Genomic DNA, 18,500 nt, shown 5'->3' on the forward strand with positions numbered 1-18,500 from the left:
AATTGTCACGGTTTGAGGCAGATAAAAACGAATGAAGTTCCATCCGGGCAGGTTCTTTGGATAACGAGTAAATAAATCTTTTTTTTTGGACGCCTTAAGAAAACTGAACAAATACATTAAGAAGTATAAGGGAGCCATTTTCCTGGGTGCTTTGTTTCTGACCGCGGCAAATTTCTTCCTTATATGGATTCCGGTCCTGATTCGGCGTACGATGGATGAGGTGGAACAGCTTGGGACCGGGCAATACGGCGACTTCGGTTCTCTGTTCGACATCCTGTTCTCCAGTGAAGCGGGGTTTATCCTGGCCTACAATTCTCTTCTGTTAATCGGTACAGTTCTGCTGTATGGGATACTGCTTTTTGCCACCCGGCAGACGCTCATAGTAAGCTCCCGCAAAATCGAATTTGATATCCGCAATCGTGTCATTGACAAACTGATGATGCTTCCGCAGCGATATTTCGACTCCAATAAATCCGGGGAAGTTTATGTCCGTGCAACCGAGGACGTAAGCCGCGTCCGCGAGTACTTCGGACCGGTACTCATGTATACGATCAATACGTTCACGCGCGCAGGGTTTATTCTTACCATGATGATCATTGTAAATCCGGAATTGACCCTCTGGGCGCTGATACCCCTGCCGTTTCTATCCGTTTTTGCATATTGGATCAGCGGATTTATCAATAAATATCAGCTCATTATCCAGGAGCAGTATTCCACACTTGCAGAGAAGGCACAGGAAAGTTTTTCAAGTATCCGGCTTATCAAAGCGTTTAACCGGCAGGATTATGAACAGAGAAAATTTGAGGAACAGAGTGATTCTTACCGGCAGAAAAAGCTGCGGCTCGATCTGGTCGAATCGCTGTTTCATCCAACCCTCAATTTACTGATTGGGGTATCTGTAGTGATTGTCATCTGGAAAGGCGGAGTCATGGTCATTGATGATCTGATTACGGTTGGTAATATCGCGGAATTTGTGATCTATGTTGCTTACCTCACGTGGCCGGTCGCCTCGCTCGGATATACGGTGAACACGTTCCAGAAATCTCTGGCCTCATGGGAGCGAATTGATAATGTTCTCACAGAACCGGTCGACATCCGCGATAAAGACGATGCGGCCGAAGTTTCCGATGATCAGATGAAAGGATCTGTAACTTTCAAGAACGTTAGTTTTAAATACCCGGGTTCGGATGAATATGCTGTCAAAAATGTCAGTTTTGATATTGATGGCGGAAGCAATGTAGCATTTGTGGGGAGAACCGGAGCCGGTAAAACATCTCTTGTAAATCTGATTCCCAGACTTTACGATCCTGCAGAGGGAGAGATACTGGTAGATGGTGTAAACGTGAGGGAATGGAAACTTTCGGAGCTGCGGAGACGTATTGGTCATGTGCCGCAGGAGACCTTCCTCTTCTCAACCACAATTCGTGAGAATATAGCCTTTGGCGTAGATGAGGCCACAGATGAGGAAATAGAAAATGCTGCGGCCAGTGCCCAGGTGCTTGAGAATATTTTGGATTTTGAGAAAAAATTTGAGACTATGGTAGGCGAACGGGGTATAACACTCTCCGGAGGGCAGAAGCAGAGAACGGCAATAGCAAGAGCTCTGTTAAAGAATCCAAGAATTATTATTTTAGACGATTCGTTAAGTGCGGTAGACACCAAAACTGAAGATGCTATTTTAACCCATCTGAATGACCAGCTGTCCGACACTACAACCATTATGATTTCTCATCGTATTTCGGCGGTGAAAAATGCTGACACAATTTTCTATATTGAAAACGGTTCCATTATTGAAAAAGGTTCTCACGATACACTGCTGGATAAAAAAGGACATTACGCCAGGATGTATCAAAAACAACTTCTTGAACAAGAACTAGCTCAGATATAATATTATAACCAACCGGGTACCTTTTGTTTGAACGGCAAAAGCCCCAAAACATAGCGGGAGACACCATGATCATTGTACCACTCGGTGTGGCATCGGCAACACCAACAGCAACAAGACACCTATCATCTGTTGCGCTCTGGCGTGAAGGAGACATTCATCTATTCGACTGCGGTGAAAACGCCCAGATGCGAATGCTTCAGGCGGGGCTCAAACGATCCAAAATCGAAAATATCTTTATTTCTCATTTCGATGTAGACCACTATTCCGGTCTTATCGGCCTTCTTTCAACCCTTCAGCTGCAAAGACGCGACAAGCCGTTGCACATTGCAGGCCCCAAAGGCATCAAAAAATTTGTGGATTGGAACCTCAAATTTGCAAACGTAGACCTCAATTTTGACATCCGCTACACCGAAGTGGATGAGGGGTTTGAATCGGAGCGTGTTGTAGATGAGGACGAATACTATGTGGAAGCACGTCCGCTGAACCACACCAAATTCTGTATCGGGTACCGGTTTCAGGAGAAAGACAAACCGGGTAAGGTAGACGCCGAAAAAGCAGAAAAGATGGGCATCACCGAAGACGCACAGTTCAAGGCGCTCAAGGCTGGTGAAGACGTGGAGGTAGAAGACGGAACGGTCGTGAAATCCTATGAGATAGTGGGTCATCCTCGACCGGGCGACAGCTTTGCATACATTACAGATACCAAATACTGTCCGAATTCGGTGAAACTGGCCATGAATACGAATATTCTGTACCATGAGGCCACTTTTAGTGAAAGTCTGGCTGATAAAGCCGCAGAAACCGGTCACTCCACATCCATCGATGCTGCAAGGGTGGCAAATGAGGCTCAAACCAAATTGCTCGTCATCAGCCACTTCTCTGCCAGATATACCAACCCTTTTGTTCTGTTGAGAGAAGCCAGGGCGAAATTCTTCCCAGCATGGCTTGCTACTGAACTACGACCGATTTACACCGATCCTGCACAGGAGAAGGGAATTGTAAAGCAGAAGGTGTATATAAAGGAGATCGACGAAAGCAAAAGCCAGGGCAGCAGGTCGGGCGGCAGAGGCAGAGGGTCTGACGATAATAAGAAACGCTTTAGAAAACGCAGAAGCTCATCCTCAGGTTCTTCCTCCTCAAGGGGGCGATCGTCTGACCGGCCCAGAAGGCCCCGGCGTGACGATAACCAGGAACGGCGAAAACGCCGCTCAGACAGTAACAGTTCGGGCCGCGACAGCAACAAGGATTACAACAACAGCGGATCGTCGAGACCGCCAAAACACATCACACCCAGAACACCGTTTGACGATTTCGACAGATTCTAATCTCATAGCAGGGTTTGAGTAAACAGAATAATACGAAAGCCGTCGATTCAGTTTTGATTCGGCGGCTTTATTTCTTTTTTGAGCCATACAAATGGTGGGCCGTTCTTGCAATTGTGCTCACGCTTTCCGCAGCCTTTCTGGGAACGGTGCGCCCAAAGCTTACCCAGGTTGCGGTAGACGATTACATGGCCAAAGGTGACGTGGACGGCCTGATTTGGATTATCGGCCTTCTGGGGCTGGCCCTTATCGGCGAATTCATCATCCTGGTAGCCAACACCTACATTACCCGCTGGTTTGGTCAGGGAGCACTTTACAGGCTCAGAAACGCAGTATTTGAGAAAATACAGTCTCTTCACGTTCAGTTTTTCGATAAAAATCCGATCGGCCGGCTCATTACCCGGACAACAAGCGATATTGAAGCCCTCAGTTCACTGCTGAGCGACGGTATCGTGAATATGATAGGTGATCTTTTTCGCATCTTTTTTATTCTCTACTTCATGCTCGCAATGAGCTGGGAGCTGACCGTGATATCGGTCCTTGTTCTCCCCGTTTTGTTCTATTCCACGTTCTGGTTCAAGAGCAAAGTGAGGGTGGCCTTTCTGAATGTGCGAGACCAGATTGCACGCCTTAATTCGTTTGTTCAGGAGCACATAAACGGCATGGCGGTTGTCCAGCTTTTTAACCGCGAAAAGAAAGAGAAAGAGCGGTTTGAGGCGATCAATGCAGATCACAGGGAAGCTCACATAAAAACCATTTTCTACTTCTCAATTTTCTGGCCCATTGTAGAAGTGCTCGCAAGTATTGCCATGGCGCTGGTTGTGTGGTATGGCGGTGCGCGGGCGCTGATGGGTGAGGTAACATTTGGGGTACTGCTGGCATTTATTCAGTATGTGCGGCAGTTTTTTAATCCCATTCGCGGACTATCCGAAAAGTATAATACCCTGCAATCTGCACTGGCCTCCTCCGAGCGGATCTTTGATGTGCTGGATACTCCTAAGCAGGTGCAGGAGACCGCAGACCCCAGGCCATTGAAAAGCGTCAGGGGAGAGATCGAATTTCGCAACGTCTGGTTCAGGTACAATAAAGAGGATGAACTCATCCTGAAAGATGTCTCCTTTAAGGCAAAACCGGGTGAGCTGCTGGCAATCGTGGGTGCAACAGGTGCCGGAAAAACCACCATTATAAATTTATTGATGCGATATTACGACATTGAGAAAGGGGAAATTCTGCTGGATGGCACGAACATCAGGGAAATTTCTCTTAACGATCTGCGTTCTCATTTTGGATTGGTGCTTCAGGACAATGCACTCTTTTCAGGTACCATACTGGAAAATATTACACTCGGAAACAGCAAGATTTCCAGAGAACAGGTAATTAAGGCATCCCGTGAAGTGGAGAGCCATAAATTTATTGAAAAACTGCCCGGCGGTTACGACTACATGCTCAGGGAGAGAGGGGCGTCGCTCTCCATGGGGCAGCGGCAGCTCATCTGTTTTGTGCGTGCGATGGTCTACGATCCGGAAATTCTGGTGCTCGACGAGGCTACCTCCAGCGTAGATTCCGAAACGGAGGAGCTGGTATCGCGCGCATGCGAACGGATGATGGAAGGCAGGACCTCCGTTGTGATTGCACACCGCCTTTCAACGATCAGGGGAGCCGACAGGATTTTGGTCATGCATAAGGGTGAAATCAGGGAAACCGGCTCCCACGAATCGCTTATTGAACGGCAGGACGGAATTTATCGAAAGCTTTATGAATTACAATATAAAGATCAGGCACTAACAGCCTGAAATGCCTTGATTTGAATCTCAGAAAAGGTGAAGTTACAGAAATAGAATAATCAAACAGAGGTGAACATTATGGCCGATATAAAAACAACTGAAAAAGAGCTTAGAGAAGCAATCAAAAAGGAGAAAGAAGCGCTTAACGATGCGTATGATGATATGGTTAAAAAGCTGAGTAAAGAGCGCGATAAAATTACCAGGGATATCAGAAAAGAGTATAAAAGCGCCAGGAAATATGTAAAGAAAAATCCCGAAACCGGATTGGGTGTAGCGCTTGCGGGCGGCCTGATTGCAGGGGTAATACTGGCAACACTATTGAACAAATAAAATACGGCAGAACATACATGGAGCAACTTAACCTGGATAAACTTGAATCCCTTTTCGAGCGGCTGGATACGCTTAGGAGGTATCTTTGACTACGACAAAAGAAAAGTACGCGTAATAGAGCTCCAGGAACTCACTCAAGATCCTGAATTCTGGAACGACCCTGAAAAAGCGCAGCGCATTATGCGTGAGCTGGATCACGAAAAGAGCCTGGTTGAAAGCTGGGACAAGCTTGACGAACTCCGGGAAAGTATCCGGGTTTTTAAAGAGTTTCTGGACGAAGGAGAAGATGTTCAGGAAGATCTGCAGAAAGAGATCTCGATATTCAGGAATAAACTGGAGGACCTTGAGCTTCAGAATATGCTCAGCGATGTGGACGACCACCGCGACGCCATCGTTACATTTAATCCGGGGGCCGGCGGTACGGAAAGTCAGGACTGGGCTGAAATGCTCTTCCGGATGTACACGCGGTGGGCAGAAAAGAAAGGCTACAAGGTTTCGGTTGTTGAATACCAGGACGGAGACGTTGCCGGCCTGAAAAGCGCCACCATCGAAGTTAGCGGGCCAAATGCCTACGGATACCTGAAATCGGAAAGCGGAGTGCACCGCCTGGTCAGAATTTCTCCGTTCGACAGCAACTCGCGCAGGCATACATCATTCAGCTCCGTATTTGTATCTCCTATCATCGACGATACAATCGAAGTGGATATTAATGAGTCGGACGTGGAACTTCAGCGTTTTCACTCAAGCGGTGCCGGCGGGCAGAACGTGAATAAAGTAGAAACCGGCGTTCGCCTTATCTGGACCGGAAAACTAAGTGACGGAACGGAAGAGCGCGTGGTTGCCGAGTGTCAGCAGGAAAGGTCGCAGCTGCAGAACCGGGAGAAAGCAATGGTGATGCTGAAATCCAAAATCTACGAGCTGGAGAAAAATATAAAAGAACGCGAGCGCCAAAAGCTTGAAGATTCCAAGAGCAGCAACGAATGGGGATCGCAGATCAGGTCGTATGTATTTCACCCCTACAACATGGTGAAAGATCACCGGACCAATTTTGAAACCGGTGACGTTCAGGGAGTCATGGACGGCGACCTGGATGATTTCATGAAGGAATATCTGCTTGCCGGCAGCAGCAGCACAGAAGCATCCGCATGATACGCGCTGGTGTGACGGGAGGGATTGGTACCGGCAAAACCACGCTCTGCAAGGAGTGGGAAAAAATGGGTGCCAGGGTGGTTTATGCAGACGATCTTGCTAAGAAACTTATGGTTTCCGACCCTTCGGTGAAAAAAAAGCTCGTGCATGCCTTTGGCAGCGACACCTTCAGGGAAGACGGATCTCTGAATAAACCTCATCTTATAAAGGAAGCTTTTACCCATAACAGGGTGGAAGAGCTTAATAAAATTGTGCACCCCGCAGTGGCTGCAGAATTCATGTCGATCTGCGAACAAGCGGAAAAAGAGGGTGAACAGATGGTGGTTGAGGAAGCGGCGCTGCTGCTGAACCGGGGTCGCCCGGAAGGATTCGATGTTATTGTTCTGGTAACCCTGCCGCGTGAAAAACAGATTGAGAGGGTGGCTTCAAGAGATAAGACATCCGGGGAGGAGGTGATCTCCCGAATGGAAAACCAGCCGGATTTCAGCTCACTGACGCATCTCGTGGATATCGTGATTGAAAACAGAGGCACGGAGAAAGAGTTACGTGATAAAGCACGCAAATTATATAAGGATATTTTAAAGGAATACGATCGGGAGTGATTGTATATTCTTGCAGTATTGGTACGATGTCTGCTGCCGGAAGCCTCTCGGTACGAAGGTGAAGATGCGTATAAAGCATATGCAGGAGTGATATTAATCATCTGCATGGCAGCGCAAAGACTTCCGCAAATAAAGAGAAAAAAGGGATCGCGATGGAAATCAAGTCTAAAAAACTGGTAACGCTGGATGAATACATCATTCAGTCGCAGAACAAATTTCCCGGAGCTACGGGTGAACTCTCTCAGTTGTTGAGGGATATTGGCCTTGCTGCCAAAATAATTTCAAGAGAGGTGAACAAGGCGGGTATTACCAATATCCTGGGCGTTCACGGTTCAACAAATGTTCACGGTGAATCAGTTAAAAGGTTGGATATCTTTGCAGACCAGCAGCTGATCTCAGCGCTCGACCGTTCGCTGATTACCTGTATGGTGATATCTGAGGAGAACGACGGCATTGTACGGCTTAACAGTGAAGGCGGAAAGTATATCGTATACCTCGACCCGCTCGACGGCTCGTCAAATATCGATGTTAACGTATCCGTTGGAAGTATTTTTTCGATCTACATGCGGCAACCCCGATACGATCAGAACCTGGTGGAAGAAGACTCGCTGCAGCCCGGCAGCCGACAAGTGGCTGCAGGTTACGTTCTCTATGGTTCAAGTACGATACTGGCCTACACCACCGGTTTGGGTGTAAGCTGTTTTACACTCGACCCAAGCATCGGAGAGTTTGTTCTGTCGAACAGCGGATTCAAAATTCCCGAAAAGGGAACCATTTACAGTATCAATGAGGGAAGCTATAACTCATGGTCGCAGGGGCTTAAAAAATATATCAAATATTGCCAGGAAGACGATCCGGAGACCGGCAGACCCTACACCGCACGCTATATCGGTTCGATGGTTGCCGACATTCACCGGACACTGGTAAAAGGCGGTATCTTCATCTATCCGTCAAGCAGCCGCTATCCCAATGGTAAATTGAGGCTGATGTATGAGTGTAATCCCCTCAGCTTTATTATGGAACAGGCGGGCGGCACCGCCATCGACGGAAAAAACCGTATCATGGACATTCGTCCTGAAGCTATTCACCAGAGGGTGCCAATCTATATTGGGTCTCCCGAGAATGTGAAAATGGCAAGGTCGTTCCTGGAAAAATATGAAGAAGAGACTGTAGGCTGAATCTCTGTTTGTTCAGATGCCGTCGAAGCTGACGCGCATTCCCTCCATAATGTCATGCTCCCGGGTATAGCCCGCATTAACCTCGATGGTGTACATCGCAGGCCCGTCAGATAAAATATTATCCTGCGAGTAAGGCGACGTCTGACGGTGAATCCGGATAATTTCCATATCTGCATTAACAAATAGAATGTCGAGAGAAAGAGGTGTATTGGCCATCCAGAAACTGCGGGGACTCTCGTCCTCAAAAATAAACAGCATACCCGCGTCGGGCGGCAGGTCATAAACATCCATCAATCCTTCACTTCTGCTGTCATTATCGTCCGCAACGGCTACCTGAACGGTTGAAATGGTATTCCCATCGCTGTCGATAAAGTTAACGCTTGCCGTATAGTCGAGCGTTCTGCCGACCTGTTCTGATATATCAGCTGAGTCATCCCGGTCACCGCCCGATCCGCAGCCGGAGAGAAACAGGGAGATGAACAGGGTGGCTGTGAGTGCATTCCTGAATGTAATCATAGATTGTGGATGAGACATTGCAATATGTGATAGGTTTTTACGGAAGATAATCAAAGAAATGGAAGAGAAGAACCCTTTACACTGCTTTAAAAGTCTGCAGGTGAAGGGAGGGCCAAACCCTGAACGACAGTTATACGGGATTCATGATGCGGTGAAAAGTTGTTATTTTCCTCTCTTTAGGGTATCTTAATAATCTTGAAGTGAGCGCCGGGAGGCCCTCACTTTTTTTTGTACTTATACACCGGCGTCTGATGTCTGATCAGCTTACAGAACAACTTAAAGAAATTGCAAAACCCGTTGTGGAGCAAGAAGATATGTTTCTTGTTGATGTGGAGGTAAAGCCTGCATCGACAAAAGAAATATGGATTCTGGTTGACTCTGAATCAGGTGGCGTAAATGTGGATACGTGCTCCAGAATAAGTCGTGAACTTGCTTTTCTTCTTGAGGAGGAAAATCTGATCAACAGCGCGTACAGACTGAATGTATCTTCGCCCGGCCTGGCCAGACCGCTGTCTGATTCGCGGCAATATTTGAAAAACAGTGGGCGCAGGGTTAAAGTGAAGTACAAGTCGGGTGATGATTATCTCACCGTGGAGGGTGAATTGACTCATGTAGTCAACGGTACATCATTTGACGTGATTGCGGACGACGGTTCACATATAAAAATTGGTTTCTCCGACGTTGTAGAGACCAAAGTAATTCCGAAAATTTAATTCAACACAGCCGGTAGACGGGCTTAAACAGGTTAATTCTGATGCAAAACGATATTTCAAAAATGATTATTCAGTCTTTCGCAGAGATCGCGAAAGACAAGGGAATCGATAAGGATCTGCTTTTATCCATTCTTGAAGATGTTTTCAGAACAATGATCCGGAAAAAGTATGAGTCGGATGAGGCTTTTGAAGTCATCCTCAATGCCGACCGGGGTGAAATTCAAATTCTCCACATTCGCGAGGTTGTTCCCGCTGATGAGTTGACCGATCCGGTAACTGAAATTTCACTGGAAGAGGCACAGAAGCATGACCCGGACCTGGAACTGTATGACGAATTCGCACAGGAGATTTCTATTGCGGATTTCGGCCGGCGAGCCGTTACAATGGCCCGCCAGCAGCTTGCGCAGAGAATCCGTGAGATTGAAAAAGACAATATATTTGAAGATTATTCCGATCGCGTTGGTGAGATTGTTCTGGGTGATGTATATCAGGTTCGCCCCAATAAAGATATTCTTGTAAACCACAACGGAGTTGAGCTTCTTCTTCCCAAAAACGAACAGATTTACAAAGACCGTTACCGAAAAGGTGATACCATACGGGCTGTCGTAACGGAAGTTCGCCGCGTGGGCGGTAACCCGACGGTAATTATTTCCCGTACGTCGCCGCTTTTCCTGGAACGCCTGTTTGAGAATGAAATACCGGAAGTATTCGATGGTATTATCGAGCTGAAAAGGATTGCAAGGGAACCTGGCGACCGATCAAAAGTGGCGGTTGTATCATACGATGAGCGTGTGGACCCCGTTGGAGCCTGTGTGGGAATGAAAGGGATCCGAATTCATGCAGTGGTCCGGGAGCTTCAGAATGAAAATATTGATGTAATCAACTACAGCCCGGATAAAGTAGAGTTTATTAAACGTGCACTGCAGCCGGCTCAGGTACTGAAAGTGGAAATGAGCGAAGATGGCAGCCGTGCAAGCGTATTGGTTCCCGCTGATGAAGTATCCAAAGCGATCGGAAAAGGCGGAGTGAATATACGGCTCGCTTCCAAGCTCGTTGACTGCGAAATTGATGTGTTCAGAGAGGTTGAAGAAGAGGACGATATCGATCTGGCTGAATTTGAAGTCGATTTTGGACTGGAAACCATTGAGCTTCTGCGCGAAATCGGCTGTGACAGTGCCCGGGCTGTTCTTGAACTGGACGAAGATGAGATCGTACGGCGTACAGAAGGTAAAATCACAAAAGAAGAAGCCGAACGGATCATCGATATTATTGCATATGAATTTGAGGACGAGGAAGATTGATTGTAACTTTCAGCCTCCCCGATTTACCTGATTTAATTTATTACCGACGTTAACACTTATATGACGGATCAAAAACCGAAAAAACTCTTTAAGGTTGCATCAGAATTCAATGTAGCTACACAGTCTATCGTAGACACGCTTAGCGATAATGGATTCGATGTTGCAAACCGGCCCAATTCCAAGATTACATCCGAGATGTACGATGTGCTGGAAGGGGTGTACGGTGATGACAAAGAGAAAAGCATGGAGCACGAGCGTGCCCGGGAAGAATATGAGAGCCGTCGTAACCAGATTATGTCGAGCCGTAATGAAAGCGTTACGATCGACACCTTTTTAGAGCCGATTGATGAAGACCTCGAACCGGTTGATGAAGAGCCTGAAGACGTTCTGAGTCCCGAGCTGGAACCTATCGAGGAGCCCGAAGAGGAGGCTGAAAAAGCTGAGGTCGAAGAACCGGAAGAAGCCCCGGAAACCAAAAAAACCGCCGCAGAAGAGGAGGTTGCGGAAACGCCGCAAAAAGAAGAGCCGGAGGAAGCCGTATCCGAGAAAGAGACTGAGACTGAGGTTGAGGATACTGAGGATGAGGACGCTGAAGAGCATGAGGCCGGGGATGAGGCCGAAGAGCTGGATGAAGAGGAAGAAGAGGATGAAGAAGACGAAGCTGAAGACGAGGAAGATGAAGTTGAGGATGAGACTGAGGATGAAGTAGATTCCGAGGAAGACGAAGAGTCCATCATCCGCGGGCGTGCCGGTAAACTTTCCGGGACCAAGGTGCTTGGTAAGGTTGAGTTTTCGCGTGAAAACCGTAAAAAGCGCAAAACCAGGAAACGTAAAAAAGATCGCGTTGAGGCTGATGATGAGTCGGCAGGTGCCAAAAAGCCAAAAGCGAAAGCATCCGACAAATCAAAGGATAAGAAACCGTCCAAGAAAGCAGGCAAGAAGAAAGGCAAGCGTTCATCACGCGTCGATGAGGAAGACGTAGAGAAGAAAATGCGTGAAACCATGCAGAAAATGCAGAGCGGCGGAACCGTGGGCAGCAAGCGCCAGAAGCGCCGACGGCAGCGCAAAGAGGAGAGGGAAGAAGAGCTTGCAATGCAGCAGGAGATGGAAGAACTTGAAAATGAAGTTCTTGAAGTAACTGAATTTATTACGGTAAGCGATCTTGCCGACCTGCTCGACGTAAAACCAACCGATGTGATTACCACCTGTATGTCACTCGGTATGATGGTGTCTATTAATCAGCGTCTTGATGCATCCACAATTGAGCTTGTTGCCGAGGAGTACAATTACGAAGTGAATTTTGTAGACGCCGAAGAAATTATTGAAGATGAAATCGAGATGGAGGAGGACGATCCGGAAGATCTCGAACCGCGTGCTCCTATTATTACCGTAATGGGTCACGTTGATCACGGTAAGACATCACTGCTCGATTATATACGAAAAACAAAAGTGGCAGCTGGAGAGGCCGGCGGTATTACACAGCACGTGGGTGCCTACGAGGTTAAAACCGAATCCGGAAAACCGATTACGTTTCTGGATACGCCGGGTCACGAAGCGTTTACAGCCATGCGAAGCCGGGGCGCTCAGGCTACCGATATTGTTATTCTTGTTATTGCCGCCGATGATTCCGTGATGCCACAGACTATTGAGGCAATTAATCACGCCAAGGCAGCCGGTGTATCCATAGTGGTTGCCATCAACAAGATGGATAAGGAAGGAGCCAACCCGGATAAAATCAAACAGCAGCTCTCAGAGCACGGCGTTATCGTTGAAGAATACGGTGGTGAGGCTCAGTCTGCTGAGGTCTCCGCCCACACAGGGCAGGGAATTGATGAGCTCCTTGACAAGGTGCTGATTGAAGCGGAACTGATGGAGCTGCAGGCCAATCCCAATCGACTTGCGCAGGGTATTGTACTTGAATCACGCGTGGATAAAGGCAAGGGAACCGTTGCCAATGTGCTGGTTCAGAACGGAACATTGGAAGTGGGAGACCCCTTTGTGGCAGGATCTGTTTTCGGCCGTGTAAGGGCAATGGAAAACGAGCATGGCCAGAGGCTGAAAAAAGCCGGCCCATCCACGCCCGTGCAGCTTACAGGTTTCGACAACTCACCGCAGGCCGGCGATAGGCTAATCGTGCCCAAGGATGAGAAAACAGCCAAGGATATTGCCAATCAAAGACAGCAGATTCGCAGGGAGCAGTCGCTGCGCCGCGTGAAACACCTTACACTGGATGATCTCTCCAGACGTATGGCGCTCGGTGAAGTTTCTGAGCTCAACATTATCATTAAAGCCGATGTGGACGGATCAATTGAAGCTCTCTCCGGTGCTCTTCAGAAACTGAGTACGGAAGAGGTTTCGGTAAATATAATTCATACCGGATCCGGCGCCATCACCGAATCTGATGTGCTTCTGGCTTCCGCCTCCGATGCCATTATCATCGGTTTCCAGGTGCGGCCTACATCGAATGCGCGCAAGCTGGCTGAAGCTGAAAGTATTGATATCCGCCTCTTCAGCGTAATTTATGACGCCGTCGACGAAGTACACGACGCTCTTGAAGGACTGCTGAGCCCTGAAATCAAGGAAGAGATGAAAGGGATGGCAACCGTACGGGAAGTATTCAAAATCTCGAAAGTTGGTACAATTGCAGGTTGTTACGTAACGGAAGGCAAAGTCAGCCGGAACAACCCGATCCGCGTTATCAGAGACGGTGTTGTGATATACGACGGCGAAATTGACTCACTGAAACGCTTCAAGGAGGATGTGAAAGAGGTGCAGTCGGGCTACGAGTGCGGTATAAGTATTGTCAATTTCAATGACATTAAAGTGGGCGACGAGTTCGAAAGCTATGCAGTAACCGAGGAGAAAAGGAAGCTGGAAGACGCACGGTAACAGCGACAGAAAGCGCTGCGTTGTAGATAATAACAGCCGGCGCCTATGCCTGAAATTCTAATCTTTCACAAGTTTATGACCCCGCAATGAGTATCCGTACAGAGAGACTTGGTTCCGTAATACAGAAAGACCTGGGAGAAATCCTTCAGAGAAATTATCAGCCCTCCGGTTCTTTTATAACCGTTACAAGGGTGAAAATGACGGACGATCTGTCCATAGCAAAAGTATACCTGAGTATCTTTGCGCCGGGAAGGGATGAAGGGCCGATCTACCAGCAAATCGACAACAGTCAGGATGAAATCCGGTTTGAGCTTGCATCCAGGATAAAAAATCAGGTTCGAAGAATACCTGAACTTCTCTTTTATGAGGATGATACGGCAGAATATGTAAACCGGATGGAGCATCTCTTTAACAAAGCAAAAGCGTCGCGTTCAGATAGTGATACTGATGAGGATTCAGATCAGCAAAGCTCCCGGTAACGTATGGCCAGAAAGGTGATCCCTCTTTCAGAATTGCCGGTTATTGATACGCGTTCTTCTGTGTCTGTTGATTCCGCTGTATTCAGCGAGGGCGCGGCGGTTTTGATGGACAAACCTCTGGACTGGAGCAGTTTTCAGCTTGTGAAATATGTGAGAAACCGGATCCCGCCAAAAAAAGTGGGTCATGCCGGAACACTTGATCCGCTGGCTACCGGATTGCTTATTCTATGTACGGGCAGGGCAACCAAAACCATATCACAGTTTCAGGATCTGCAAAAAACCTATCGGGCCACTATACGTTTCGGATATTCAACGCCAAGTTTTGATATGGCCACGGAACCGGACGAACATGCGGAATGGAAACATATCAACGAATCTAAGATTTCCGAAGCCCTTCAGAACGAATTTACAGGAGTGATTTCACAGGTTCCACCGGTTTACTCTGCCATTAAGGTAAAGGGACAGAGACTGTATAAACTGGCACGAAAGGGCGTTGATGTACAGCCTGAACCCAGGAACGTAGAGATTCACAGTATAGATATTCTGAACATCGATCTGCCCGATATAGAGCTCCAGATTCAATGCGGCAAGGGTACCTATATCCGGTCGCTGGCACATGACCTTGGGCTTTTTCTGGGCAGCCGCGCGGTTCTTACCGCACTCAGAAGAACACGTACGGGCTCCTTCAGTGCAGATCATGCTTTTTTGCCGGAAGAATTTGATACCTTTATGCACAACCTGAAAAATTAACAGCAAACAGGCTGCCCGAAGTGTCAAAAATTGTCTATCTGAACGACGTACAAAAAGATCCCAATACCGTTCTAACAGTCGGTACGTTCGATGGTGTGCATGCGGGCCATAAAGTGCTTATCAACACCGTGCTGCAGAAAGCTGAAAAGCGCGGCGCCCGCAGCGTAATTGTAACCTTCGATCCCCATCCCCGTGATATCATTAACCCGGGAAGTGCAGGCATCAAACTGCTCAGCACACTCAAAGAGCGAAGCGAGCTGCTTTCCGATCTGGGCGTTGATGAAATGGTGGTGATTCCGTTCGACCGCGATTTCTCACTTCTCACATCCGAAGAGTTTGTTCGGGATATTATCTGGGAAAAAATAGGGGTATCGGAGTTTGTGATCGGTTACGATCATCAATTCGGACGAAACCGTGAAGGAACCATCGAGACGGTGAGACGGCTGGGAAAGGAACTCGGGTTTAATGCTCATGTGGTGTCGCGGCAGGAAGTGGGCGACAAAACGGTTAGCAGTTCCGCCATCCGAAAGGCGATTCAGGAAGAGGGGAATATGAGGCTTGCCGCCAGTTTTCTGGAGCGCAACTATATCCTGAACGGTCGTGTGGTTCACGGCGATAAGAGAGGAAAGGAAATCGGTTTTCCAACGGCCAATATCTTACCTGAACATCCGCGGAAGATTATCCCCAGGAAAGGAGTATATGCGGTGTGGGTGCGCGTTGGTGGCATTCACTATGGGGGTATGATGAATATCGGGGTGCGGCCCACCTTTGATGGTGAAAAAGAAACCCTTGAAGTGCACATTTTTGATTTCGACAGAGAAATGTACGGGATGGAGGTTCAGATTCAGTTTGTTGACCGGGTCAGGGATGAACGCTCTTTCGATGGTGTGGAAGAGCTGATCGGACAGCTGGAAAGGGATCAGAATCGGATACGGAATCTGTTAAATAAGCAACGCCCGGATATTGCAAAACAAAGGAATTAAGCGTATTTTTTGATGATATAAGAGTTTTTTAAAACGATGACAAACAACCAATGAGCATAACGAAAGAACAAAAAGAAGAAATTATTGAAAAGCACGGCGGCAAAGCCGGGAACAGCGGTTCCGTTGAAGCACAGATCGCTATTCTTACTGCGCGGATTAACGACCTTACCTCGCATCTTAATGAAAATAAAAAAGATCACTCTTCCCGCCGCGGCCTTCTCAAAATGGTGGGTAAACGAAGAAGATTACTGAACTACCTGAGTGACAACGATATTTTGAAATACCGTGAGCTTATTAAAGAGCTGGGTATTCGTAAATAAAAGCATTTCCCTGAGGCACGCATAATTTGCGTGCCTTTTTCATATCCTCAAATACCCGCTTATATATTCTTATCCGGTATTTGTTTGATCTGCTTTACTAAAAGGATAGTCGACGAAAGATAAAATGAACAGACAATAACTATGAAGGAAGATTTTAAAAGTGTAGAATTTGCGCCCGGTAAAACGATATCCGTTGAAACCGGACGACTGGCTAAACTGGCCGACGGTGCAGTAATGGTACGAATGGGCGACACGATGGTGCTTTGCACGGTTGTTAGCGCCAAAGAGGCAAAACCCGGACAGGACTTTTTTCCGCTTGTGGTTGATCTCAGGGAAAGCTTTACAGCTGCCGGTAAGTTTCCGGGCGGTTTTCTGAAACGTGAGGGACGCCCGTCGGACAATGAGACCCTTTCAAGCCGTCTTATTGACAGAAGTTTGCGCCCCCTTTTTCCGGATGGCTACTACAACGATACGCAGGTGATATGTCAGGTATTTTCATCCGACGGACAAAATGAAGCGGATGTGCTTGGTGCTTTCGGAGCTTCTGCAGCCATTCACATTTCTGACATCCCCTATGCCGGCCCGATGTCGCAGGTAAGGGTTGGACGAATTGACGGCGAGTTCATTATCAATCCCACCATCGATGAGCTTAAGGAGAGCGATATGGACATGATTGTTGCCGGTACCGCCTCCAGCGTGATCATGATTGAGGGCGAAATGAGCGAAATCAGCGAAAAAGAGATGCTCGAAGCCATCAAAACCGGACATAAGTCGATCGTGAAACTTTGTGAATTCCAGGAAGAGCTCAGAAAAGAGTTTGGCGTTGAAAAACGCGAATTCGAGCCTGCCGAACCGCATACGGAACTGGAGAACAGAGTAGCCGATCTTGTAGGCGACCGGCTCAGGGACATTGTGGGTATGGGGCTCAGTAAGTATGAGTTTAGCGGTAAACTGAAGGAGCTTAAAACAGAAATCAAGGAGTCCATTACAGCTGAAGAGCAGTACGAAGACGCAGGCGGCGAGATATCCGATATATTCGGAAATCTGGTTAAAAAGACTGTGCGGAACATGATCCTTGAGGACAAAAAGCGTATTGACGGACGAAATCCTGAAGATATCCGGGATATCTGGACGCAGGTGGGTTATCTGCCTCGTGCTCACGGTTCCGCAATCTTCTCTCGCGGGGAGACACAGGCATTGATTTCAGTGGCTCTGGGAACCAAACGGGATGCGCAAAGCGTGGATACCCTCTTTTATGAGAAAGAGCAGACATTCATGCTTCATTACAATTTTCCGCCGTACTGCGTGGGTGAAGCAGGATTTATGCGGGGACCAGGACGAAGGGAGATCGGACACGGCCATCTTGCAGAACGAGCCCTTAAGATGGTTCTTCCCGATTTTGAAGAGTTCGGATATGTGGTGCGCGTTCGTTCCGACATTACCGAATCCAACGGATCCTCCTCAATGGCATCCGTTTGCGGTGGTTCCATGGCCCTTATGGATGCGGGAGTTCCGCTTCCCAAGCCGGTTGCCGGTATCGCCATGGGAATGATCGTGGGTGAGAATAACACGGTGGTGCTATCCGACATCCAGGGAGAGGAAGATTTCATGGGCGATATGGACTTCAAAACTGCAGGTACCTCCGATGGTATCACGGCAACCCAAATGGACATGAAAGTTCAGGGAATCAGCTTCGAGATTATTGAAAAAGCCCTTGAACAGGCTCACAGCGGAAGGATGCACATCCTGGAAAAAATGGCGGAAACCATCTCCGCTTCGCGTGAATCGCTTTCTAAATATGCACCCCAGTTTCTGCGTATGACGATTGACGGCGACAGCATTGGCGCGGTGATCGGCCCGGGCGGTAAAGTAATTCAGACTCTCCAGAAAGAGACAGATACCGAAATCTGGATCGAAGAGGATGAGCAGGGTAAAGGTCAGATCACCATATCTGCCGACAGCCTGGATAAAGCTGAAAACGCCAAGAAACGTATTCAGGCCATTGCGGGTCAGCTCGACGAAGGGGCAACCTACAAGGGCACTGTGAAGGCCATTAAAGAGTACGGAGCATTTGTTGAGATTGTACCCGGCAAAGAGGGACTTCTTCACATCTCCGAGCTTGAACACGGTCACGTTAAGAAAGTTGAAGACGTTCTGAGCGTAGGCGACGAAATCGAGGTGAAACTGCTCAAGGTAGAGCACGGCGGCAAACTCCGTCTCTCCAGAAAAGCACTCCTTCCCGAGCCTGAGAAAGGCTAGTATAGGAGGCTGTTTTTCAGAAAGTTTCTTAAATTAG

The 18,500-nt window shown here is 47.8% G+C and carries 16 protein-coding genes; 15 read left to right on the forward strand and 1 reads right to left on the reverse strand.

Translation table 11 applies throughout. The features are described from left to right. Positions 1–85: 85 nt before the first annotated feature. The 7 genes from DDZ15_RS08595 (at position 86) to fbp (ending at position 8,253) form a co-directional block, all read left to right on the forward strand. Positions 86–1,888, forward strand: a complete 1,803-nt coding sequence (locus DDZ15_RS08595; protein WP_242978956.1) for an ABC transporter ATP-binding protein — start codon at positions 86–88, stop codon at positions 1,886–1,888. A 65-nt stretch (positions 1,889–1,953) separates the two neighbouring features. Beyond that, positions 1,954–3,213 carry a ribonuclease Z gene (gene rnz / locus DDZ15_RS08600; RefSeq protein ID WP_109646681.1) on the forward strand — a complete coding sequence of 420 codons (1,260 nt, stop codon included), beginning with the start codon at positions 1,954–1,956 and terminating at the stop codon, positions 3,211–3,213. Positions 3,214–3,227: 14 nt separating this feature from the next. Continuing rightward, positions 3,228–5,003 (forward strand): ABC transporter ATP-binding protein, encoded by a 1,776-nt coding sequence (locus DDZ15_RS08605; protein ID WP_109646682.1) that lies wholly within the window; start codon positions 3,228–3,230, stop codon positions 5,001–5,003. 69 nt (positions 5,004–5,072) lie between these two features. After that, on the forward strand, positions 5,073–5,324 hold the full coding sequence (locus DDZ15_RS08610; RefSeq protein ID WP_109646683.1) for a hypothetical protein: 252 nt from the start codon (positions 5,073–5,075) through the stop codon (positions 5,322–5,324). 17 nt (positions 5,325–5,341) lie between these two features. Beyond that, positions 5,342–6,473 (forward strand): peptide chain release factor 2 gene (gene prfB, locus DDZ15_RS08615; protein ID WP_199222921.1). Its coding sequence is split into 2 segments (ribosomal slippage): positions 5,342–5,410 and positions 5,412–6,473, totalling 1,131 coding nucleotides; the frame shifts between segments, so codons are not numbered across the junction. After that, positions 6,470–7,075, forward strand: coding sequence for a dephospho-CoA kinase (coaE, locus tag DDZ15_RS08620; RefSeq protein ID WP_109646685.1), 606 nt, complete (start codon positions 6,470–6,472; stop codon positions 7,073–7,075). The genes prfB and coaE overlap by 4 nt, the downstream gene beginning before the upstream one ends. Before the next feature lie 152 nt (positions 7,076–7,227). Beyond that, entirely contained in the window at positions 7,228–8,253 is a 1,026-nt protein-coding gene (gene fbp / locus DDZ15_RS08625; RefSeq protein WP_109646686.1) for a class 1 fructose-bisphosphatase, read from the forward strand. A 12-nt stretch (positions 8,254–8,265) separates the two neighbouring features. Here the strand turns inward: fbp and DDZ15_RS08630 are convergent, their stop codons facing one another. Beyond that, positions 8,266–8,787, reverse strand: a complete 522-nt coding sequence (locus DDZ15_RS08630; protein WP_109646687.1) for a DUF192 domain-containing protein — start codon at positions 8,785–8,787, stop codon at positions 8,266–8,268. A gap of 233 nt (positions 8,788–9,020) precedes the next feature. Between DDZ15_RS08630 and DDZ15_RS08635 the strand changes: the two genes are divergently transcribed. From DDZ15_RS08635 to pnp, 8 genes are all read left to right on the forward strand, one after another. Further along, positions 9,021–9,482, forward strand: a complete 462-nt coding sequence (locus tag DDZ15_RS08635; RefSeq protein WP_109646688.1) for a ribosome maturation factor RimP — start codon at positions 9,021–9,023, stop codon at positions 9,480–9,482. A 41-nt stretch (positions 9,483–9,523) separates the two neighbouring features. Then, entirely contained in the window at positions 9,524–10,783 is a 1,260-nt protein-coding gene (gene nusA / locus DDZ15_RS08640) for a transcription termination factor NusA (RefSeq protein ID WP_109646689.1), read from the forward strand. 60 nt (positions 10,784–10,843) lie between these two features. Beyond that, positions 10,844–13,672, forward strand: coding sequence for a translation initiation factor IF-2 (infB, locus tag DDZ15_RS08645; RefSeq protein WP_109646690.1), 2,829 nt, complete (start codon positions 10,844–10,846; stop codon positions 13,670–13,672). An 86-nt stretch (positions 13,673–13,758) separates the two neighbouring features. Then, complete coding sequence (rbfA, locus tag DDZ15_RS08650; protein ID WP_109646691.1) at positions 13,759–14,151, forward strand: 30S ribosome-binding factor RbfA; 393 nt, start codon at positions 13,759–13,761, stop codon at positions 14,149–14,151. A gap of 3 nt (positions 14,152–14,154) precedes the next feature. Continuing rightward, positions 14,155–14,901 carry a tRNA pseudouridine(55) synthase TruB gene (gene truB / locus DDZ15_RS08655; protein ID WP_109646692.1) on the forward strand — a complete coding sequence of 249 codons (747 nt, stop codon included), beginning with the start codon at positions 14,155–14,157 and terminating at the stop codon, positions 14,899–14,901. A gap of 20 nt (positions 14,902–14,921) precedes the next feature. Further along, on the forward strand, positions 14,922–15,884 hold the full coding sequence (locus DDZ15_RS08660) for a bifunctional riboflavin kinase/FAD synthetase (protein ID WP_109646693.1): 963 nt from the start codon (positions 14,922–14,924) through the stop codon (positions 15,882–15,884). A 50-nt stretch (positions 15,885–15,934) separates the two neighbouring features. After that, positions 15,935–16,204: a 30S ribosomal protein S15 gene (gene rpsO / locus DDZ15_RS08665; RefSeq protein WP_109646694.1), complete on the forward strand. Its 270-nt coding sequence runs from the start codon at positions 15,935–15,937 to the stop codon at positions 16,202–16,204. A 141-nt stretch (positions 16,205–16,345) separates the two neighbouring features. After that, complete coding sequence (gene pnp, locus DDZ15_RS08670; RefSeq protein WP_109646695.1) at positions 16,346–18,463, forward strand: polyribonucleotide nucleotidyltransferase; 2,118 nt, start codon at positions 16,346–16,348, stop codon at positions 18,461–18,463. Positions 18,464–18,500: the final 37 nt, after the last annotated feature.

Source organism: Rhodohalobacter mucosus (assembly GCF_003150675.1).
GTDB lineage: Bacteria > Bacteroidota > Rhodothermia > Balneolales > Balneolaceae > Rhodohalobacter > Rhodohalobacter mucosus.

Excerpts from the sequence above, each read along its gene's own strand:
- rpsO (WP_109646694.1), top strand. The coding sequence starts at position 15,935 with ATGAGCATAACGAAAGAACAAAAAGAAGAAATTATTGAAAAGCACGGC.
- coaE (WP_109646685.1), top strand. The coding sequence starts at position 6,470 with ATGATACGCGCTGGTGTGACGGGAGGGATTGGTACCGGCAAAACCACG.
- pnp (WP_109646695.1), top strand. The coding sequence starts at position 16,346 with ATGAAGGAAGATTTTAAAAGTGTAGAATTTGCGCCCGGTAAAACGATA.
- infB (WP_109646690.1), top strand. The coding sequence starts at position 10,844 with ATGACGGATCAAAAACCGAAAAAACTCTTTAAGGTTGCATCAGAATTC.
- nusA (WP_109646689.1), top strand. The coding sequence starts at position 9,524 with ATGCAAAACGATATTTCAAAAATGATTATTCAGTCTTTCGCAGAGATC.
- truB (WP_109646692.1), top strand. The coding sequence starts at position 14,155 with ATGGCCAGAAAGGTGATCCCTCTTTCAGAATTGCCGGTTATTGATACG.
- DDZ15_RS08635 (WP_109646688.1), top strand. The coding sequence starts at position 9,021 with ATGTCTGATCAGCTTACAGAACAACTTAAAGAAATTGCAAAACCCGTT.
- rnz (WP_109646681.1), top strand. The coding sequence starts at position 1,954 with ATGATCATTGTACCACTCGGTGTGGCATCGGCAACACCAACAGCAACA.
- fbp (WP_109646686.1), top strand. The coding sequence starts at position 7,228 with ATGGAAATCAAGTCTAAAAAACTGGTAACGCTGGATGAATACATCATT.
- rbfA (WP_109646691.1), top strand. The coding sequence starts at position 13,759 with ATGAGTATCCGTACAGAGAGACTTGGTTCCGTAATACAGAAAGACCTG.
- DDZ15_RS08610 (WP_109646683.1), top strand. The coding sequence starts at position 5,073 with ATGGCCGATATAAAAACAACTGAAAAAGAGCTTAGAGAAGCAATCAAA.
- DDZ15_RS08630 (WP_109646687.1), bottom strand. The coding sequence starts at position 8,787 with ATGTCTCATCCACAATCTATGATTACATTCAGGAATGCACTCACAGCC.